Here is a 16384-nt window from a genome sequence, read left to right as displayed (position 1 = left end):
ACCTCTATTTAGCGGCTATCAGCTCACGCAGAACGTAATGCAGAATCCCGCCAGCCTTGAAGTATTCAACCTCGTTTACCGTGTCGATCCGGCACAGCACTTCAATCCGTTCGGTGCTGCCGTCGGTATGGGTGATGTTGACGATCAGGTTCATCATCGGCTCTAGTTCTGTGCCTTCAAGGCCGCTGATGGTGAGGGTTTCCTCGCCCGTCAGGTTCAGGCTCTTGCGGATATTGGGGGCTTTGAACTGCAACGGCAGCACACCCATGCCCACCAGATTCGAGCGGTGGATGCGCTCGAAGCTTTCAGCAATAACCGCTTTGACCCCAAGCAGGTTAGTGCCTTTTGCCGCCCAGTCGCGGGATGAGCCGGTGCCGTATTCCTTGCCGGCAACGATAACCAGCGGCGTGTTTTGCGCCTGATAACGCATGGCCGCGTCGTAGATCGAGAGCTTTTCGCCGGTCGGATAGTGCAGGGTGTTGCCGCCTTCCTCGCCGTCGAACATTTCGTTGCGGATACGGATATTGGCGAAGGTGCCGCGCATCATCACCTGATGGTTGCCGCGGCGTGAGCCGTAAGAGTTGAAGTCCACCGGCTCCACGCCTTGCTCACGCAGGTAGCGCCCGGCGGGGCTGTCTGTCTTGATGTTACCGGCTGGGGAGATGTGGTCGGTGGTGACCGAGTCACCCAGCAGGGCGAGGATGCGCGCCTCTTTGATGTCACCTACCGGCGGTGCTGGCTCGTTGATGTCCTCGAAGAACGGCGGGTGCTGAATGTAGGTCGAATCATCGCGCCACACATAAGTGTCCGACTCTGTAACCTTGATCGCTTGCCATTGCTCGTCGCCGGCAAACACTTCGCCGTATTCCTTGTGGAACATCGCCGTGTCGACTTTCAGTACGGCTTCGGCAATTTCTTTCTGGGTCGGCCAGATATCCTTGAGGTAGACCGGATTGCCGTCGCGGTCGTCGCCCAGCGATTCCTCGGCGATGTTGATGCGCACGTTACCAGCCAGCGCATAGGCGACAACCAGGGGCGGCGAGGCCAGCCAGTTGGTTTTCACCAGCGGATGCACGCGGCCTTCGAAGTTGCGGTTGCCTGAAAGCACTGATGCCACCGTAAGGTCGGCTTTCTGCACGGCTGCCTCGATGGCTTCGGGTAAAGGCCCGGAGTTACCGATACAGGTTGTGCAGCCATAGCCGACCAGATCGAAGCCAAGTTGGTCGAGGTATTGGGTGAGGCCGGCAGCCTTGAAGTATTCGGTCACCACTTTCGAGCCCGGTGCCAGTGAACTCTTGACCCACGGCTTGCGCTTCAGGCCTTTCTCCACCGCTTTCTTGGCGACCAGACCTGCGGCCATCATCACGCTCGGGTTGGAGGTGTTGGTGCACGAGGTGATGGCGGCAATGACCACCGCACCATTTTTCAGATGATGCGTGTGGCCATCGTGTTCGTAGTCGACTCCACCGGTCATGGCGTCACTGCCGACTGCCGCGCCGCCGCCACCTTCACTGAGCATGCGGCCTTCTTCCTTGGCGGCAGGCTTGACTTGCAGATCCATGAATTGATTGAACGCGCTGTGCACCTGCGACAGAGGGACACGGTCTTGCGGGCGTTTTGGGCCGGCAAGGCTGGATTCTACAGTGCTCATGTCGAGCGCCATGCTGTCGCTGAATGTCGGCTCCAGGCCTTTTTCGCGCCACAAGCCTTGCGCCTTGCAGTAGGCCTCGACCAGCGCCACGGTTTCGCTTGGGCGACCGGACAGGCGCAGGTATTCAAGGGTAACGTCATCGACCGGGAAGAAGCCGCAAGTCGCTCCGTATTCGGGCGCCATGTTGGCGATTGTGGCGCGGTCCGCCAGTGGCAGCGATTCCAGTGCATCGCCGTAGAACTCGACGAACTTGCCAACCACGCCCTTGCTGCGCAGCATTTCAGTGATCGTCAGCACCAGGTCGGTGGCGGTGATGCCTTCATTGAGTTTGCCGGTGAGTTTGAAGCCAACCACCTCTGGAATCAGCATCGACACCGGCTGCCCGAGCATGGCGGCTTCTGCCTCGATGCCGCCGACGCCCCAGCCCAGCACGCCGAGACCATTGATCATGGTGGTGTGCGAGTCGGTGCCGACCAGCGTGTCGGGGAAGGCGTAGGTTTCGCCGTCCTGTTCTTTGGTCCAGACCGTGCGGCCGAGGTATTCAAGGTTTACCTGATGGCAAATGCCCGTGCCGGGCGGAACTACGCTGAAATTGTCGAACGCATGCTGGCCCCAGCGCAGGAATTCGTAGCGCTCACCGTTGCGCTGCATTTCGATATCGACGTTTTGCTTGAAGGCCGAGCTGTTGGCGAATTTGTCGACCATTACCGAGTGATCAATGACCAGATCAACGGGTGATAACGGGTTGATCTTCTGCGGGTCGCCGCCGGCCTTGCTCATGGCATCACGCATGGCAGCCAGATCGACCACGGCGGGAACGCCGGTGAAGTCCTGCATCAGGACGCGGGCGGGGCGGTATTGGATTTCACGGTTGGAGCTGCGCGAGTCGAGCCAGCTGGCCATCGCCTGTAAATCGTCGCGGGTCACGGTCTTGCCGTCTTCCCAGCGCAACAGGTTCTCGAGCAGAACCTTGAGAGACATGGGCAATTTGTCGATATTGCCCAGTGTGTTTGCCGCATCGGGCAAACTGAAATACTGATATTTTTTGTCGCCGACGGTGAGTGTGCGGCGGCTTTTCAAACTGTCCACGGATTGCATGCATGACTCCTTGTGTGCCCAAACTTTTAAAAATGGGGGCATGGCAGCCATTCTGGGGGGCCGCTCATCAGGCTGTTTGAAGCTGGGCGATGACTCCAATAAAACTTTAGGGTAGCTGGGGTAAAAGACAACCTACCATTCAGCTGACCGGCTTTAGGCCTCAGGGTTCCCGACACGGCGGTCGAGTTCCGCTATCATGCGCGCCTTGAGGAGAGTTTGAATGAATACGTTGTTAATGCACTGCCGCCCCGGTTTCGAGAATGAGGTCTGCGCCGAGATCGCCGATCACGCCGCCTTGTTGGAAGTATCCGGCTACGCCAAAGCCAAACCGGGCACAGCTTGCGCCGAGTTCATCTGCACCGAAGAAGATGGTGCGCAGCGGTTGATGCAGGGTGTGCGCTTCAAGCAGCTGATATTTCCCCGCCAATGGGCGCGTGGCGTGTTCGTCGAGCTGCCCGAGACGGATCGCATCAGTGTGTTGCAAGCGCATCTGGCCGACTTTCCGGTCTGCGGCAGCCTGTGGCTGGAAGTGCTGGATACCAATGACGGCAAAGAGCTTTCGAACTTCTGCAAAAAATTTGAAGCGCCGCTGCGCAAAGCCCTGATTAAATCCGGACGCCTGGTTGATGATCCGAAAAAGCCGCGCCTGCTGCTGACCTTCAAGAGCGGCCGCGAAGTATTCGCCGGGCTCGCCGAGGCGAATAACTCAGCGCTGTGGCCGATGGGCATTCCGCGCCTTAAATTTCCGCGTGAGGCCCCGAGCCGTTCCACCCTAAAACTGGAAGAGGCGTGGCACACCTTTATTCCGCGTGAGCAGTGGGATGAGCGACTGTCTGATGAGATGACCGGCGTTGACCTCGGCGCAGCACCTGGTGGCTGGACCTATCAGTTGGTCAAGCGCGGCATGTTGGTCACCGCGATTGATAACGGGCCGATGGCTGAGAGCCTGATGGACACCGGCTTGGTTCAGCACCTGATGGTTGACGGCTTCACCTGGAAGCCCAAACAGATGGTCGACTGGATGGTCTGCGACATCGTCGAAAAGCCGGCACGCAACGCCGCATTGCTGGAAACCTGGATCGGTGAAGGCCTGTGCCGCGAGGCGGTGGTTAACCTCAAGTTGCCGATGAAACAACGCTACATCGAAGTGAAACGGCTGCTTGAACGCATCGAAGAAGGGCTGGCGGCGCGTGGGGTGAAAGCCTCGATTGCCTGCAAGCAGCTTTACCACGACCGCGAAGAAGTTACCTGTCACTTGCGCCGTCTGGGTACCGCGAAGCCTAAAGTACAATGAGCCAAGCGTTGCGCGCCAATGCATCAACCGCGCTGTTTCAGCCTGCGGTTAAGCAGGCGCGCAGCGATCAATACCGCCTTACCCGACAGCGCGCGAATCTGCCGCGCGACCGATTGCCTGGAGTTGTTTATGCCTGACTTCCCTGACTCATCACTCGATGCCACGCTCGATGCCAGTGGCCTCAACTGCCCCGAGCCGGTGATGATGTTGCACAACAAGGTGCGCGATCTGCCAGCTGGCGGCCTGCTCAAGGTGATCGCCACTGATCCTTCGACGCGTCGCGACATTCCCAAGTTTTGTAACTTCCTTGGCCATGAGTTGCTTGATCAGGCTGAAGAGGCGGGTTCTTACCTGTACTGGATTCGCAAAAAGGCTGACTGAAACCAGCGTTCAGGGCTGATCCGTCCAGCCGGATTGGCCGGGCGCCATTGCGCACGACTTCAACAGCGCCTGCCAAGCCTTTACATGGCGCTTGTTGGCCGTCTGAAACCCTTGCCAAAGCGAATCGTCAGTTCCCGCCAGTTGTTGCAGGTAAGTGTGCAGCGCAGGCGGGATCTGCTCAACAGACGCCAGTTGCAGCAGCGATTCACTCCACTGTGAGCCTTGCTGGCTAACCGTAGCCAGATACGGTTGCAGGCTGCCTGCGTAGTATTTAACGAAAATATTCTGCATAACCCGCGCACGCTGCGTCGGCTTGCCAATCGGGCACAGCGGCCGTTTGCGCAAGCGTTGCTCAAGCAGCGCGCTGGCCTGCTCAAGGGTGTCGGTCAGGCTGAGCAGGCTGGTGATCAATTGCGGCGCTTGCTGGTCGGCCTGCAAGGTGAAAAGCAGCGGATCGAGTTGGGTCGTGGCCGGTGGCATTTGCTGCGGTAACTGGCTGCCAACTTGAGCCAGTTGCGCCAATGCCTGCACCGCCGGATTCTCACGTGTGGCACTTACCGGCAACGCCTGCTGGCTAAAGCGCAGGCTGTGCTCGAACTCTGGGCTGGCATTGAGTGCATTCCAGTACACCTGCAACAGTTGATCGCGCTTTTGCGCTTGCAGCGTTGCCAGCGTCTGATTAAGTGACTGATCGGGTTGGGTCTGCAAATACGCCCGGCACGCGTCTATCGCCCGCAGCAGGTCGCCTTCATAGCCGAGGCGGCTGCTGGGCTGCATCTGTTTACCGAGAATGCTGTTGCGTTCACTGATGAGCAGCTGCAAATCCGGGCAGCGGCGCACATCAATCAACAGGTCGAGCAGGCTGATGCGGATATCGCTGATTTCACTAACGCGCAGGCGTCGCGCAGGCAGGCGGTATTGCGCCAATCGTTTGCTGTCGAACGGTTCGACTCCAGCCCCGTCCAGCGCGCCATTCAGGCGCTTGAGGTAGTCGGCCTGCAATGCCAGGCCATCATCACCCGGCTGGCAGGCGCTGAGGGTAAACAGCAGAAGAAGGACAAGGCTGCGGGCGATCATTCGCCAATAGTAGACGACTTGATCCGCTTGCGGGCGCTGGTCGAAACCCGATAACCGAGCATGATCGCCGCGCAGGTAAGGCCCACTACAAGGCCTTGCCAGAGACCACGTGGGCCGCTGGGCTCGCCCAGCCAGTCGGTCAGGCCCAGCGCATAGCCAATCGGCAGGCCGATGCCCCAGTAGGCGAACAATGTCAGCAGCATGGTCACTCGGGTGTCTTGATAGCCGCGTAGCGCGCCGGCCGCAGTGACCTGCACCGCGTCTGACAGTTGGAACAGTGCGGCGTAGACGATCAGCGACGCTGCCAAGGCAATAACCTCGGCGTTATCGGTGTAGATGCCGACGATAGGCTCACGAAACAGTAAAATCAGTGTGCATGAAAGGCACGCGTATGCCAGTGCGGTGGCCATGCTTACACCCGCAGCAAAGCGCGCATCGCGTGGATGACCCCGCCCCAGCGCCTGGCCGACGCGTACGGTGGCAGCCATGCCGAGCGAATAGGGGATCATGAAAACAATCGAGCTGAAGTTCAGGGCGATCTGGTGGCCGGCAACCACCTTGGAACCCAGCCCGCCGATCAGCAGGGCAATCACCGCGAAAATGCTCGACTCGGCGAATACTGCGATGCCGATTGGCAAGCCAATCGAAACCAGGCGTTTAATTACGGCCCACTGCGGCCAGTCGAATTGGCTGAATAATTGGCTGTCGCGATAAGCCTTGGCGATTTTCACCCACGTCAGCATGCCCAGCAGCATAAAGCCCATGACCAGGCCGGTTGCCCAGCCGCAACCAACGCCGCCCATCGCGGGAAGGCCGAACTTGCCGTATATGAAGATGTAGTTGAGCGGGATATTCAACACCAGCCCGCACAGGCCAAGAATCATGCTCGGCCGGGTAAGCCCCAGACCGTCACTGAAACAGCGCAGCACGTGGTACAAGGCAACAGCCGGGAAACCACAGGCGACAGCGCGCAAATAGCCCATGGCCGGACCGATCAGATCGGGCTCGACATTCATCTTGTGCAGGATGATTTCGGCGTTCCACAGCAACATGGCGGCGCAACCGCCCACCACTAATGCCAGCCACAACGCCTGACGCACCAGCGCGCCAATGGAGGCGTGTTCGCCGGCGCCAAAACGCTGGGCAACCTTGGGCGTGGTGGCCAGCAGAATGCCGGTCATGAGCAAAAACACCGGAATCCAAATCGAGTTGCCGAGCGCCACCGCTGCCAGATCACGCGGCCCGACGCGACCGGCCATGACCGTATCGACGAAGCCCATCGCGGTATTGGCAAGCTGCGCGATGATGATCGGCGTAGCAAGTACCATCAGTCCGCGCAACTCGGTGCGAGCGCGCTGAAAACGTGATTGGCTGGCGGGTGTTGCGGACATGGCATTTGCTCTGGGAAAACCGCGAAGTATACGCTTTGACCGTATGGTCAGGAAGCGTGTGGAGCAGGCTTTTTAAAGGTGTTGGCGAAATAATCGCGCGGCTATTGGCAGCCCCGTGCGCTCGCAGCATTGGCTGCAACTGGTAAACTGCCGCTCTGCTTATCGGGAGTTGGATCATGCGTATTGTCGCAGACGAAAATATTCCACTGGTTGACGAATTTTTTTCAGGCTTCGGCCAGATCACCCGGTTGCCGGGGCGCGGTATAAAACCGGCTGACGTGGCCGATGCCGATGTTTTGCTGGTGCGTTCAGTTACGCGCGTAAACAAGTCCTTGCTCGCGGGTAGCAAGGTCATGTTTGTCGGCACTGCAACCATTGGCACCGATCACCTTGATCTCGACTATTTCGCCGAAGCTGGCATTGGCTGGTCCAGTGCGCCTGGCTGCAATGCCCGGGGAGTGGTCGATTATGTGCTGGGCAGTTTGCTGGTGCTGGCAGAGCAGCAGGGCGCCGATCTTGCGGGCAAAGTCTATGGCGTGGTCGGCGCTGGCCAGGTCGGTGGCCGTCTGGTCGAGGTACTGCGCAATCTTGGCTGGCAGGTTCTCGTGTGTGACCCGCCGCGCGCCGCGGCAGAGGGCGGCGATTTTGTCAGCCTTGAGCAGATTCTTGCCGAGTGCGATGTGATCAGCCTGCACACGCCAATCACCGCCGTCGGTGAACACCCGACTCAGCACTTGCTCGATGCAGCACGCTTGGCGCAATTGCAGCCGGGCTCTTGGTTGATCAACGCCAGTCGTGGCCCGGTTGTCGATAATCAGGCGCTACTTGCCGCCTTGCGCCAGCGCCCCGACTTGCAAGCAGTGCTGGACGTATGGGAAGGCGAGCCTCTGGCTGATCCAGCGCTGGTCGACTTGTGCCAGATCGCCACGCCGCACATTGCCGGCTACAGCCTGGATGGTAAATTGCGCGGCACGGCGCAAATCTATCAGGCCTTGTGTGCGCATCTGGCAGTGGCCGAAACTGTGCAGTTGGATGAACTGATGCCGCCATCATGGTTGCCCGAACTGACACTCAATGCCGAGGCGCAGTTGCCCTGGGCGTTGGCAACTATTTGCCGGGCAGTGTATGACCCGCGCCGTGACGATGCCGATTTCCGGCGCTGTGTTCGCGGCGACGAAAGCCAGCGGCGGGCGGCCTTCGATGCGCTGCGCAAGCACTATCCGGTGCGCCGTGAGATAGACGGTTTAAGCGTTCGCGTGCAGGGCGAGGCGCCGGCACTGATCCAGCAAGTCCGCGCGCTGGGCGCGCAATTACGCTGATGCACCGTTACCAAATGTCGGCGCAGTGCGTGCCTGACAGCCTGCTGATCGGGTTGCGGCATCATATGCAGGCTCACGCACAATGAGCCTGCTTGAGTGTCAGTCGTGTTTTTCACTGGCGCCGGTGCGGCTCACTTCGAGTTTTTCGCAGGCCTGCTGGATCATTTCTTCGGTGATCGGTACTTCGTGGCCTTCGTCATCGATTATCGCACCACCCACCGGCTGGTCAGCGCTGGCAGTGTCCGAAGATTGTGCGCCGTCTTTGCTGGTGTTCATCAGTTGTCTCCTGATCAGAGGGGGTAGCTGGCAATAGTGCTGGTGCGCTATTGCGGTGTAGTTACTGTGCCAAAAAATTACCGGTTTTGAAAAGACCATTCAAGCGTAGCCAAACGAGGAATTTATGGCGGTATTTCACATTGGCTTGATTATCAATCCGTTGGCCGGGCTCGGCGGGCCTGCTGGTTTCAAGGGCAGTGATGGCATGGCCGACGAGGCGCTGGCGCTCGGTATTGAGCCCAAAGCGGCGCTGCGTACCCGTGTTGCACTGGAATGTTTGCTTGAGCTGCGCGACCGGCTGCAGTTCGTGACGTATCCGGGGGCGATGGGCGCTGACTTGCTCGCTGAGATGGGCTTTTCTTACCGCCAGCCCGCAGGGCTGGATGCTGACGCTGCGCACGCGCTGACAACCGCTGACGATACCCGCAAAGCCGTTGAGTTGCTGCAGGACGCCAACGTTGCGTTGATTCTGTTCGCCGGAGGCGATGGCACCGCCCGCGACGTATCTGCCGCTGCTCGCGAGGGCCAGCCGGTGCTGGGAATTCCGGCAGGGGTGAAGATTCAGTCCGGCGTGTATGCGATCAGCCCACGCGCCGCCGGCGAGCTGACCCGGCGTTTGGTCGAAGGCGGTTTGGTGCGCCTGGCCAGAGGCGAGGTGCGCGATATCGACGAGACGGCGTTGCGCGGCGGCAAAGTGGCTGCACGCTGGTATGGCGAGCTGACCGTGCCGGAAGAGGGCGGCTTTGTGCAGCAGGTCAAGCAGGGTGGCGTTGAGTCTGAAGAACTGGTGCTGAGTGATTTGGCCGCTTGGCTGGAAGATACTTGGGAGACGGATGTGCGTTATGTATTCGGCCCCGGCTCTACCTTGCACGGGCTGGCGGGAAATCTTGGCCTGAAGACCACGTTGCTTGGCGTCGATGTTATCGAGAACGGCGCAGTGCTGGCGGCAGACGTGAACGAGATGCAGTTGTATGAGCTGATCGCCGAAAATCCGGCGCGCTTGCTGGTGACCGCGATTGGCGGGCAAGGGCATATTCTCGGGCGCGGCAATCAGCAACTGAGCCCGCGAGTGGTACGCGCCATTGGCCTGGATAATCTGCGCGTGGTTGCCACTAAACGTAAGCTTGCGACGTTGCAGGGCCGAGCGTTGCTGGTCGATAGCGGCGACATCGCGCTGGATGAGGCATTCCCGGATGTGGTCAAAGTCTGGGCGGGCTATCGCGAAGAATTGCTCTATCCGGTCGAGCACGGCTGAGCCGATTCGCGCGATTAGCGTTGTGCAAAGGCGCGGCGCTTGAATGCAGCCGCGCTCAGACTATCGAGCGCGACAGGGTTGATTGAGTAAGCGTCAGGCCCCATCTTCAGTGGGTCTAAGTCCTTTTGCGAGCAACCATGCGATCTCTCTTGTCGGCCCGTCAACGCAATGCATTACGCATGGCCTGGGCTTTTGTGGCGCCTTATCGCTGGCGTGTACTCGGCGCGTTGGTGGCGCTGGTGTTCACCGCCGGCATTACGTTGTCGATGGGCCAGGGCATCAAACTGCTGGTCGATCAGGGCCTGGCCACCCAGTCTGCCGAGGCGTTGAAGCACTCGATTGCGCTGTTCTTTGCGCTGGTGCTGGCTCTTGCAGTCGGCACGTACACGCGCTTTTATCTGGTTTCATGGATCGGCGAGCGCTTTGTCGCGGACATCCGCAAGCGCGTGTTCAATCACCTGATCGAACTGCATCCGGGCTTTTATGAAAGCAACCGCAGCTCTGAAATCCAGTCGCGCCTGACTGCCGACACCACGCTGTTGCAGTCGGTGATTGGCTCATCGTTATCGATGGCGCTGCGCAACCTGATCATCATGATCGGCGGCGTGGTGCTGCTGGTCATCACCAACCCCAAACTCAGTGCGATTGTGCTGGTGGCGTTGCCCTTGGTGATTGCGCCGATTCTTATTTTTGGCCGCAAGGTTCGCGCCTTGTCGCGTCAGAGTCAGGATCGCGTCGCGGATGTCGGCAGCTATGTCGGCGAGGTGCTGGGGCAGATCAAAACGGTGCAGGCTTACAACCATCAGGACGAGGACAAACACCGCTTTGGCCTGTCGGTCGAGGCTGCATTTGCCACTGCACGCAAGCGCATTGCCCAGCGCGCCTGGCTGATTACGGTGGTGATCGTGCTGGTGCTCGGGGCGGTCGGCGTCATGCTTTGGGTGGGTGGCATGGATGTGATCGCCGGGCGTATCTCGGGCGGGGAATTGGCCGCTTTTGTGTTCTACAGCCTGATTGTGGGCTCCTCGTTCGGCACCTTGAGTGAGGTGATTGGCGAGTTGCAGCGCGCAGCCGGTGCCGCCGAGCGCATCAGCGAACTGTTGCAGGCCAGGAATCAGATCCGCGCGCCTGCAAGCGGTCAGCTTGAGCTGCCCACGCCGGTTCAAGGGCGTATTGAGCTTGAGGATGTGCACTTTGCCTATCCGTTACGGCCCGACACCTTCGCCGTCGAGGGAATATCGCTGAAGGTTGAGCCCGGTGAAACGGTCGCGCTGGTCGGGCCGTCCGGTGCGGGTAAGTCGACGCTGTTTGATTTGCTGCTGCGCTTTTTCGATCCGCAAACCGGACGGATATTAATTGATGGTCAGCCAATCAATCTGCTCGACCCTGATCAGTTGCGCAGCTGCTTTGCGCTGGTGTCGCAAAACCCGGCGCTGTTCTTCGGCACGGTCGAAGACAACATTCGATATGGCAATACCGAAGCCAGCGACGCGGCGGTCGAGGCGGCGGCCAAGGCGGCGCACGCGCACGCGTTCATCATGCGCTTGCCGCAGGGTTACAAGACCCATTTGGGCGACTCCGGTTTAGGTCTTTCCGGCGGTCAGCGTCAGCGCCTGGCGATTGCCCGTGCTTTGTTGGTGGATGCACCGATACTGCTGCTGGACGAGGCCACGAGTGCGCTGGATGCCGAGAGTGAACACCTGATTCAGCAGGCGCTGCCAACGCTGATGCAGGGGCGCACCACATTGGTTATCGCGCACCGGCTGGCGACCGTTACCCGAGCCGATCGCATTGCGGTGATTGATCAGGGCAAGTTGCAGGCAATTGGCAGTCACCAGCAACTGCTGGCGACCAATGCGTTGTACGCGCGACTTGCCGAATTGCAGTTCAATTCGCAATAGATGCGTCAGCCGCAATCTTGCGGCTGCGCGGGCGATTGCGGCTTCATCGTCGCGGCGGTGCCGGTGGAGGCGAGAATGATGAAGCTGATCGCCAGCCATTGGCTGAACGACAGGTGTTCGGTGAGGAACAGCAGCCCGGCTAATGCAGCAATCGCAGGCTCCAGGCTCATCATGATGCTGAAGGTGCGGGCTGGCAGGCGCGTCAGGGCCATCATCTCCAGGCTGTATGGCAGCGCCGAGGACAAGACGGCAACGCCAAAGGCAATGGGCAATATATCCAGCGCGAACAGGTTGCTGCCGGCTTGCCACAGGCCAATCGGAATCACCACGATCGCGGCTACCAGCGTGCCCAGCGCGACGGTGTGGCGGCCGTGCTCACTGCCCGCGCGCTTGCCGAAAATGATGTACATCGCCCAGCAGGCACCTGCGCCCAGCGCGAGCGCCATACCCACCGGATCGAGCGGCTCGTCTGTCAGGTTGGTCGGCAACAGCAACCACAAACCCGTGGCGGCGAGGGCGATCCAGAGAAAGTCGATTGGCCGGCGCGACGACAACAACGCCAGCGTTAACGGGCCGGTGAATTCCAGTGCTACAGCGATGCCCAGCGGGATAGTTTGCAAGGCCATGTAAAACATCAGGTTCATCAGCCCCAACGCAACGCCGTAGGCCAGCAGCGAGCGGCACGATTGCAACGTCAGTTTGGCCTGCCACGGGCGCAACAGCAGGCACAAAATAAGCGCGCCGATACCCAGACGCAGCGCGGTAGTGCCCTCAGCGCCAATCACCGGAAACAGGCTCTTGGCCAGCGACGCGCCACTCTGGATGGAAATCATGGCGATGATCACCAACGCAATCGGCAGCAACACTGGAAATCGACTAAAGGGGCTGTGCATCTCTCATCCTAAGAATTAGCGGCAGTACAAATAAAAAACCGGCCTGGAGGCCGGTTTTAACGGACTTCTCTACTTAGCGATATTCGCAAAGGTAGGCCGTTTCAGTGGCGACCTGCAGTTGGAATTTGCTGTCTGCAGGAACGGTGAACTTGCTCCCGGCGGCAAAGGTTTCCCATTTTTCAGTGCCTGGCAGTTTCACCGTGAGTGCGCCAGCAACCACGTGCATGACTTCTAGCTGGCTGGTGCCGAATTCATATTCGCCTGGCGCCATTACGCCGATCGTTGCCGGGCCTTCAGCCATCCCGAATGCGATGGATTTGACGGTGCCGTCGAAATACTCATTGACCTTGAACATCTGCTAATCCTCAAAGGCTGTAAATAAAGGTGGGCAAGTATGCACAAGCGTTAACGTTGCGTCATCCGCTTTGCGTGGCTTTCTAGCGGCAGAATCAAAGGTAACAAGCGGGCGGTGTTACGGGCGTCGGTCAGCGCCCGGTGTTGTTGTCCGTTGAATTGCAATCCGGCCAGTTGCAAAGCGGTGTGCAGACCGACCGGCTGTTGCAGTTTGCGCTCTTCGCTGAAGCGTCGCTTGAGGTTCAGGTGGCTAATATCATGCAGGCAACTGCTCAACGCGTGGCGCTGCCATTCCTGCTCCAGCTGACGTTTGTCATAAGCGCCCCAACTGGCCCAACCTTGTAAATGCGGTTGATGGCTTACCAGCCAGCGCTCGAATTGCGGCCACACCGAGGTCAACGGCGCGGCGCTGTTGATGGCTTGCTGGCTGATGTGAGTCAGCTCCCGGCAAAACTGGGTCAGGTGCGGGCGTCGCTGAGGTTTTACGTACCGCTGGAAATGATCGACTTCATGCCCGTCAGCCCGTACCAGACTGGCGCCAATTTCGATGATTTCCATTTCCTCTACGGGCCAGCCGCCTTCTTCGGTGGTGGCTTCGAGGTCTATTACCAGCCAGTGTCCCATGGGCTCTCCCTGCGCTGTGGGTATGCCGTTAATGCGGTGGGTTGCGTGAACAGTTGCTGGCAATCCAGTAAAAAATCGCTAATCAGCAGCATATACGCTCAATTGCGATTGTGCAGACAGCTAAAGCAACTGTTGCAAGCTGTTTTCTATCAAAGCAAATCCCGTGATAGGCTGCAAATTCATGAATTCGGAGGTGTTGTATGACGACGGTAGCCTTTATCGGTCTGGGTGTAATGGGATTCCCTATGGCCGGTCATCTGGCGCGAGCGGGCCATGATGTGTGCGTATATAACCGTAACCCGGCCAAAGCTGCCGACTGGGTCGAGACTTATGCCGGCCGTAGCGCAGCAACGCCTCGCGAAGCCGCGCAGGGCGCCGAATTGGTGATGGTTTGCGTGGGCAACGACGATGACCTGCGCAGCGTGGTGCTCGGCGACGATGGCGTGTTCGCTGGCATGCAGGGCGATGCCATTTTGGTCGATCACACCACGGCCTCCGCCGATGTCGCCCGCGAACTGGCTGGCAAGGCCGCCGAGTTGGGCCTGGGTTTTCTTGATGCGCCGGTGTCTGGCGGGCAGGCGGGGGCGGTCAATGGCGCCCTGACAATCATGGTGGGCGGTGATGCAGCAGCCTACGCTCGCGCCGAACCGGTGATTCAGGCCTACGCCCGTATGGCGCGCCTGATGGGTGAGGCTGGCAGCGGCCAACTGACCAAGATGGTTAATCAGATCTGCATTGCCGGCCTGGTTCAGGGCTTGAGTGAGGCGTTGCACTTTGCTCAGTGCGCCGGCCTTAATGGTGAAGCGGCGATGGAGGTGATCAGCAAAGGTGCTGCACAGTCATGGCAGCTGGAGAACCGTCACAAGACCATGCTGGCGGGTGATTTCGACTTCGGTTTTGCGGTGGATTGGATGCGCAAGGACCTGTCGATTCTGCTCAACGAGGCGCGTAACAATGGAGCGCAGCTGCCGGTAACCGCGCTGGTTGATCAGTTCTATGCCGATGTTCAAGGCATGGGCGGCGGCCGTTGGGACACCTCCAGCCTGTTGGCGCGCTTGAAACCTGCCAAATAAGCGAAATGGCTTACGCCTCCAGGCCTTGTCTGGAGGCGTTAATTTGCATGGTGTGGCTGCTAAGTTCGCTTAAATACGAGTAAAATCGGCGAGTAGATCAGTATTCCTTTTTGAGGTTTAACACCCATGGACTGTCGCGCAGGTTGCGGCGCTTGCTGTATTGCTCCCTCTATTAGTTCGCCGATTCCCGGCATGCCACAAGGCAAACCCGCCGGTGTGCGTTGTGTGCAGCTTTCACCCGATAATTTATGCTCGATTTTCGGCAAGCCGGAACGACCACAAGTCTGTTCGGCCTTCTCGGCAGACGTGGCTGTTTGTGGCGACACACATGAGGAGGCCATCCGCCTGCTCGCGTGGCTGGAGGATCAAACGGCTGTCACGCCGCAGGTTGCATGCTAGTTCACACGATCAATGATGCCCTGGGGGCGCGATGACTAAGTCGACTCGAATGATGGTTGCAACACTGGCTCTGATGGCGGCAGGTGTTGCGCAGGCCGAGCAGTGGAATCTGGTGAAGGATGAAGATGGCATCAAGGTCTACCTGAGTGAGGTCGCGGGCTCGCCTTACAAGGCGTATCGCGGCGTCACCCAGATCAAGGCAGAGATGCCCAAACTGCTCGCCCTGCAGAACGATGCCGTGGGTTCATGTAAATGGATTCACGAGTGCAAGTCGCAAAAGTTGCTCAAGCAGGAAGGCGATGTTTACTGGGTGTACTCGCAGTTCAATACGCCTTGGCCGGTAACGCCGCGCGATTCAGTGATGAAGGTCACCAGCAAAAAAGCCAGCGACGGCACGGTAACCCGCAGCATGCAAGGCGCACCGAATGACCTGCCGCCGACTGATGGCATGGTCCGCGTGAGCAAGGTCGACGGCAGTTGGACGTTCACGCCGAAAGCGTCAGGCGTGGTCGAGGTGGTGTATCAGGTGCACACCGAGCCGGGCGGCAGTGTGCCATCCTGGCTGGCCAACAAGTTCGTGGTCGAAGCCCCGTTCAACACCCTCAAGGCCTACCGCACACTGGCTGAGCAACCCTGACGTTAACGTCGAGCAAATCACAAACAAATCCCCTCCGGTCATAAACAAAACCGGAGGATGGATAGCGGCGCAACGCGCCGCAATCCGTCGATCCATCGCAACCCAACACCCACCCCGCGCCATACATGAGACCGCCATGTCGGAAGCCGCAAGCGGATTCCAACCTCCGCATAGATAAACCGGAGGATGGATAGCGATGCGCAGCGCCGCAATCCGTCGAGCCATCGCAAGATCAACATCAATCCCGCGCCAAACATGAGTTCGCCATGTCGGAAGCCGCAAGCGGATTCCAACCTCCATCTAGATAAATCGGAGGATGGATAGCGAAGCGTAGCGACGCAATCCGTCGAGCCATCGCAAACCCAACACCAACCCCGCGTCAGACATGAGAGCGCCATGTCGGAAGCCGCAAGCGGATTCCAACCTCCGCCAGATAAATTGGAGGATGGATAGCGAAGCGTAGCGCCGCAATCCGTCAAGCGTTCGGAAGAACAACATCAATCCCGCGCCAAACATGAGACCGCCATGTCGGAAGCCGCAAGCGGATTCCAACCCCCACCTAGATAAACCGGAGGATGGATAGCGAAGCGCAGCGCCGCAATCCGTCAGGCCATCGCAAGATCAACACCAATCCCGCGCCAGGCTTGAGACCGCCATGTCGCAAATCGCAAGCGGATTCCAACCTCTGCAGATAATCGGAGGATGGATAGCGGCGTAGCGCCGCAATCCGTCGAGCGTTCTGTAGTGGTCTAATGAAACCG

General features: G+C 59.2%; 15 protein-coding genes. 8 read left to right on the top strand and 7 right to left on the bottom strand.

Going from position 1 to position 16384, the window contains the following annotated elements:
- Positions 1–4: 4 nt before the first annotated feature.
- Entirely contained in the window at positions 5–2749 is a 2745-nt protein-coding gene (gene acnA, locus FEZ62_RS18410; RefSeq protein ID WP_172929360.1) for an aconitate hydratase AcnA, read from the bottom strand.
- Positions 2750–2969: 220 nt separating this feature from the next.
- Here acnA and rlmM point away from each other — a divergent pair, with 220 nt between their 5' ends.
- Together rlmM and tusA are read left to right on the top strand one after the other, a co-directional pair.
- On the top strand, positions 2970–4043 hold the full coding sequence (gene rlmM, locus FEZ62_RS18405; RefSeq protein ID WP_150549334.1) for a 23S rRNA (cytidine(2498)-2'-O)-methyltransferase RlmM: 1074 nt from the start codon (positions 2970–2972) through the stop codon (positions 4041–4043).
- Between the two features lie 129 nt (positions 4044–4172).
- Positions 4173–4424, top strand: coding sequence for a sulfurtransferase TusA (gene tusA / locus FEZ62_RS18400; RefSeq protein ID WP_069900159.1), 252 nt, complete (start codon positions 4173–4175; stop codon positions 4422–4424).
- A gap of 9 nt (positions 4425–4433) precedes the next feature.
- Here the strand turns inward: tusA and FEZ62_RS18395 are convergent, their stop codons facing one another.
- Both FEZ62_RS18395 and FEZ62_RS18390 read right to left on the bottom strand, forming a co-directional pair.
- Positions 4434–5501, bottom strand: coding sequence for a DUF3080 family protein (locus FEZ62_RS18395; RefSeq protein ID WP_178115994.1), 1068 nt, complete (start codon positions 5499–5501; stop codon positions 4434–4436).
- Positions 5498–6892, bottom strand: coding sequence for an MATE family efflux transporter (locus tag FEZ62_RS18390; RefSeq protein WP_090512195.1), 1395 nt, complete (start codon positions 6890–6892; stop codon positions 5498–5500). The genes FEZ62_RS18395 and FEZ62_RS18390 overlap by 4 nt, the downstream gene beginning before the upstream one ends.
- A gap of 176 nt (positions 6893–7068) precedes the next feature.
- On the opposite strand from FEZ62_RS18390, the gene pdxB reads away from it, so the two are divergent.
- Positions 7069–8211: a 4-phosphoerythronate dehydrogenase PdxB gene (gene pdxB, locus FEZ62_RS18385; RefSeq protein ID WP_172929359.1), complete on the top strand. Its 1143-nt coding sequence runs from the start codon at positions 7069–7071 to the stop codon at positions 8209–8211.
- A gap of 99 nt (positions 8212–8310) precedes the next feature.
- Here the strand turns inward: pdxB and FEZ62_RS18380 are convergent, their stop codons facing one another.
- Positions 8311–8487, bottom strand: coding sequence for a PA1571 family protein (locus FEZ62_RS18380; RefSeq protein WP_172929358.1), 177 nt, complete (start codon positions 8485–8487; stop codon positions 8311–8313).
- Between the two features lie 124 nt (positions 8488–8611).
- Between FEZ62_RS18380 and FEZ62_RS18375 the strand changes: the two genes are divergently transcribed.
- Both FEZ62_RS18375 and FEZ62_RS18370 read left to right on the top strand, forming a co-directional pair.
- The gene (locus tag FEZ62_RS18375) at positions 8612–9742 is read left to right on the top strand and encodes an ATP-NAD kinase family protein (RefSeq protein ID WP_172929357.1); all 1131 of its coding nucleotides are present in this window, start codon (positions 8612–8614) and stop codon (positions 9740–9742) included.
- A gap of 137 nt (positions 9743–9879) precedes the next feature.
- On the top strand, positions 9880–11643 hold the full coding sequence (locus FEZ62_RS18370) for an ABC transporter transmembrane domain-containing protein (protein WP_069900163.1): 1764 nt from the start codon (positions 9880–9882) through the stop codon (positions 11641–11643).
- A gap of 5 nt (positions 11644–11648) precedes the next feature.
- Here the strand turns inward: FEZ62_RS18370 and rhtA are convergent, their stop codons facing one another.
- From rhtA to FEZ62_RS18355, 3 genes are all read right to left on the bottom strand, one after another.
- A complete protein-coding gene (gene rhtA, locus FEZ62_RS18365) occupies positions 11649–12536 on the bottom strand; it encodes a threonine/homoserine exporter RhtA (protein WP_069900164.1) in 888 nt (295 codons plus the stop codon).
- Positions 12537–12609: 73 nt separating this feature from the next.
- Positions 12610–12891: a pyrimidine/purine nucleoside phosphorylase gene (locus FEZ62_RS18360; RefSeq protein WP_069900165.1), complete on the bottom strand. Its 282-nt coding sequence runs from the start codon at positions 12889–12891 to the stop codon at positions 12610–12612.
- A 50-nt stretch (positions 12892–12941) separates the two neighbouring features.
- Positions 12942–13514 carry an exonuclease domain-containing protein gene (locus FEZ62_RS18355; protein WP_069900166.1) on the bottom strand — a complete coding sequence of 191 codons (573 nt, stop codon included), beginning with the start codon at positions 13512–13514 and terminating at the stop codon, positions 12942–12944.
- A gap of 200 nt (positions 13515–13714) precedes the next feature.
- Between FEZ62_RS18355 and FEZ62_RS18350 the strand changes: the two genes are divergently transcribed.
- The 3 genes from FEZ62_RS18350 to FEZ62_RS18340 all read left to right on the top strand — a co-directional run bounded on the left by FEZ62_RS18350 (position 13715) and on the right by FEZ62_RS18340 (position 15623).
- The gene (locus FEZ62_RS18350) at positions 13715–14587 is read left to right on the top strand and encodes an NAD(P)-dependent oxidoreductase (RefSeq protein ID WP_172929356.1); all 873 of its coding nucleotides are present in this window, start codon (positions 13715–13717) and stop codon (positions 14585–14587) included.
- Between the two features lie 126 nt (positions 14588–14713).
- Positions 14714–14986, top strand: a complete 273-nt coding sequence (locus FEZ62_RS18345; protein ID WP_172929355.1) for a YkgJ family cysteine cluster protein — start codon at positions 14714–14716, stop codon at positions 14984–14986.
- Between the two features lie 31 nt (positions 14987–15017).
- The gene (locus tag FEZ62_RS18340; protein ID WP_172929354.1) at positions 15018–15623 is read left to right on the top strand and encodes an START domain-containing protein; all 606 of its coding nucleotides are present in this window, start codon (positions 15018–15020) and stop codon (positions 15621–15623) included.
- The last annotated feature ends 761 nt before the right edge of the window (positions 15624–16384 follow it).

Origin of the sequence: Pseudomonas sp. MS19, assembly GCF_013277615.1 — a bacterium.
Taxonomy (GTDB): domain Bacteria; phylum Pseudomonadota; class Gammaproteobacteria; order Pseudomonadales; family Pseudomonadaceae; genus Aquipseudomonas; species Aquipseudomonas marincola.
The sequence above is the reverse complement of the archived record's forward strand: the minus strand, read 5'-3'. Positions and strand labels throughout refer to the sequence as shown.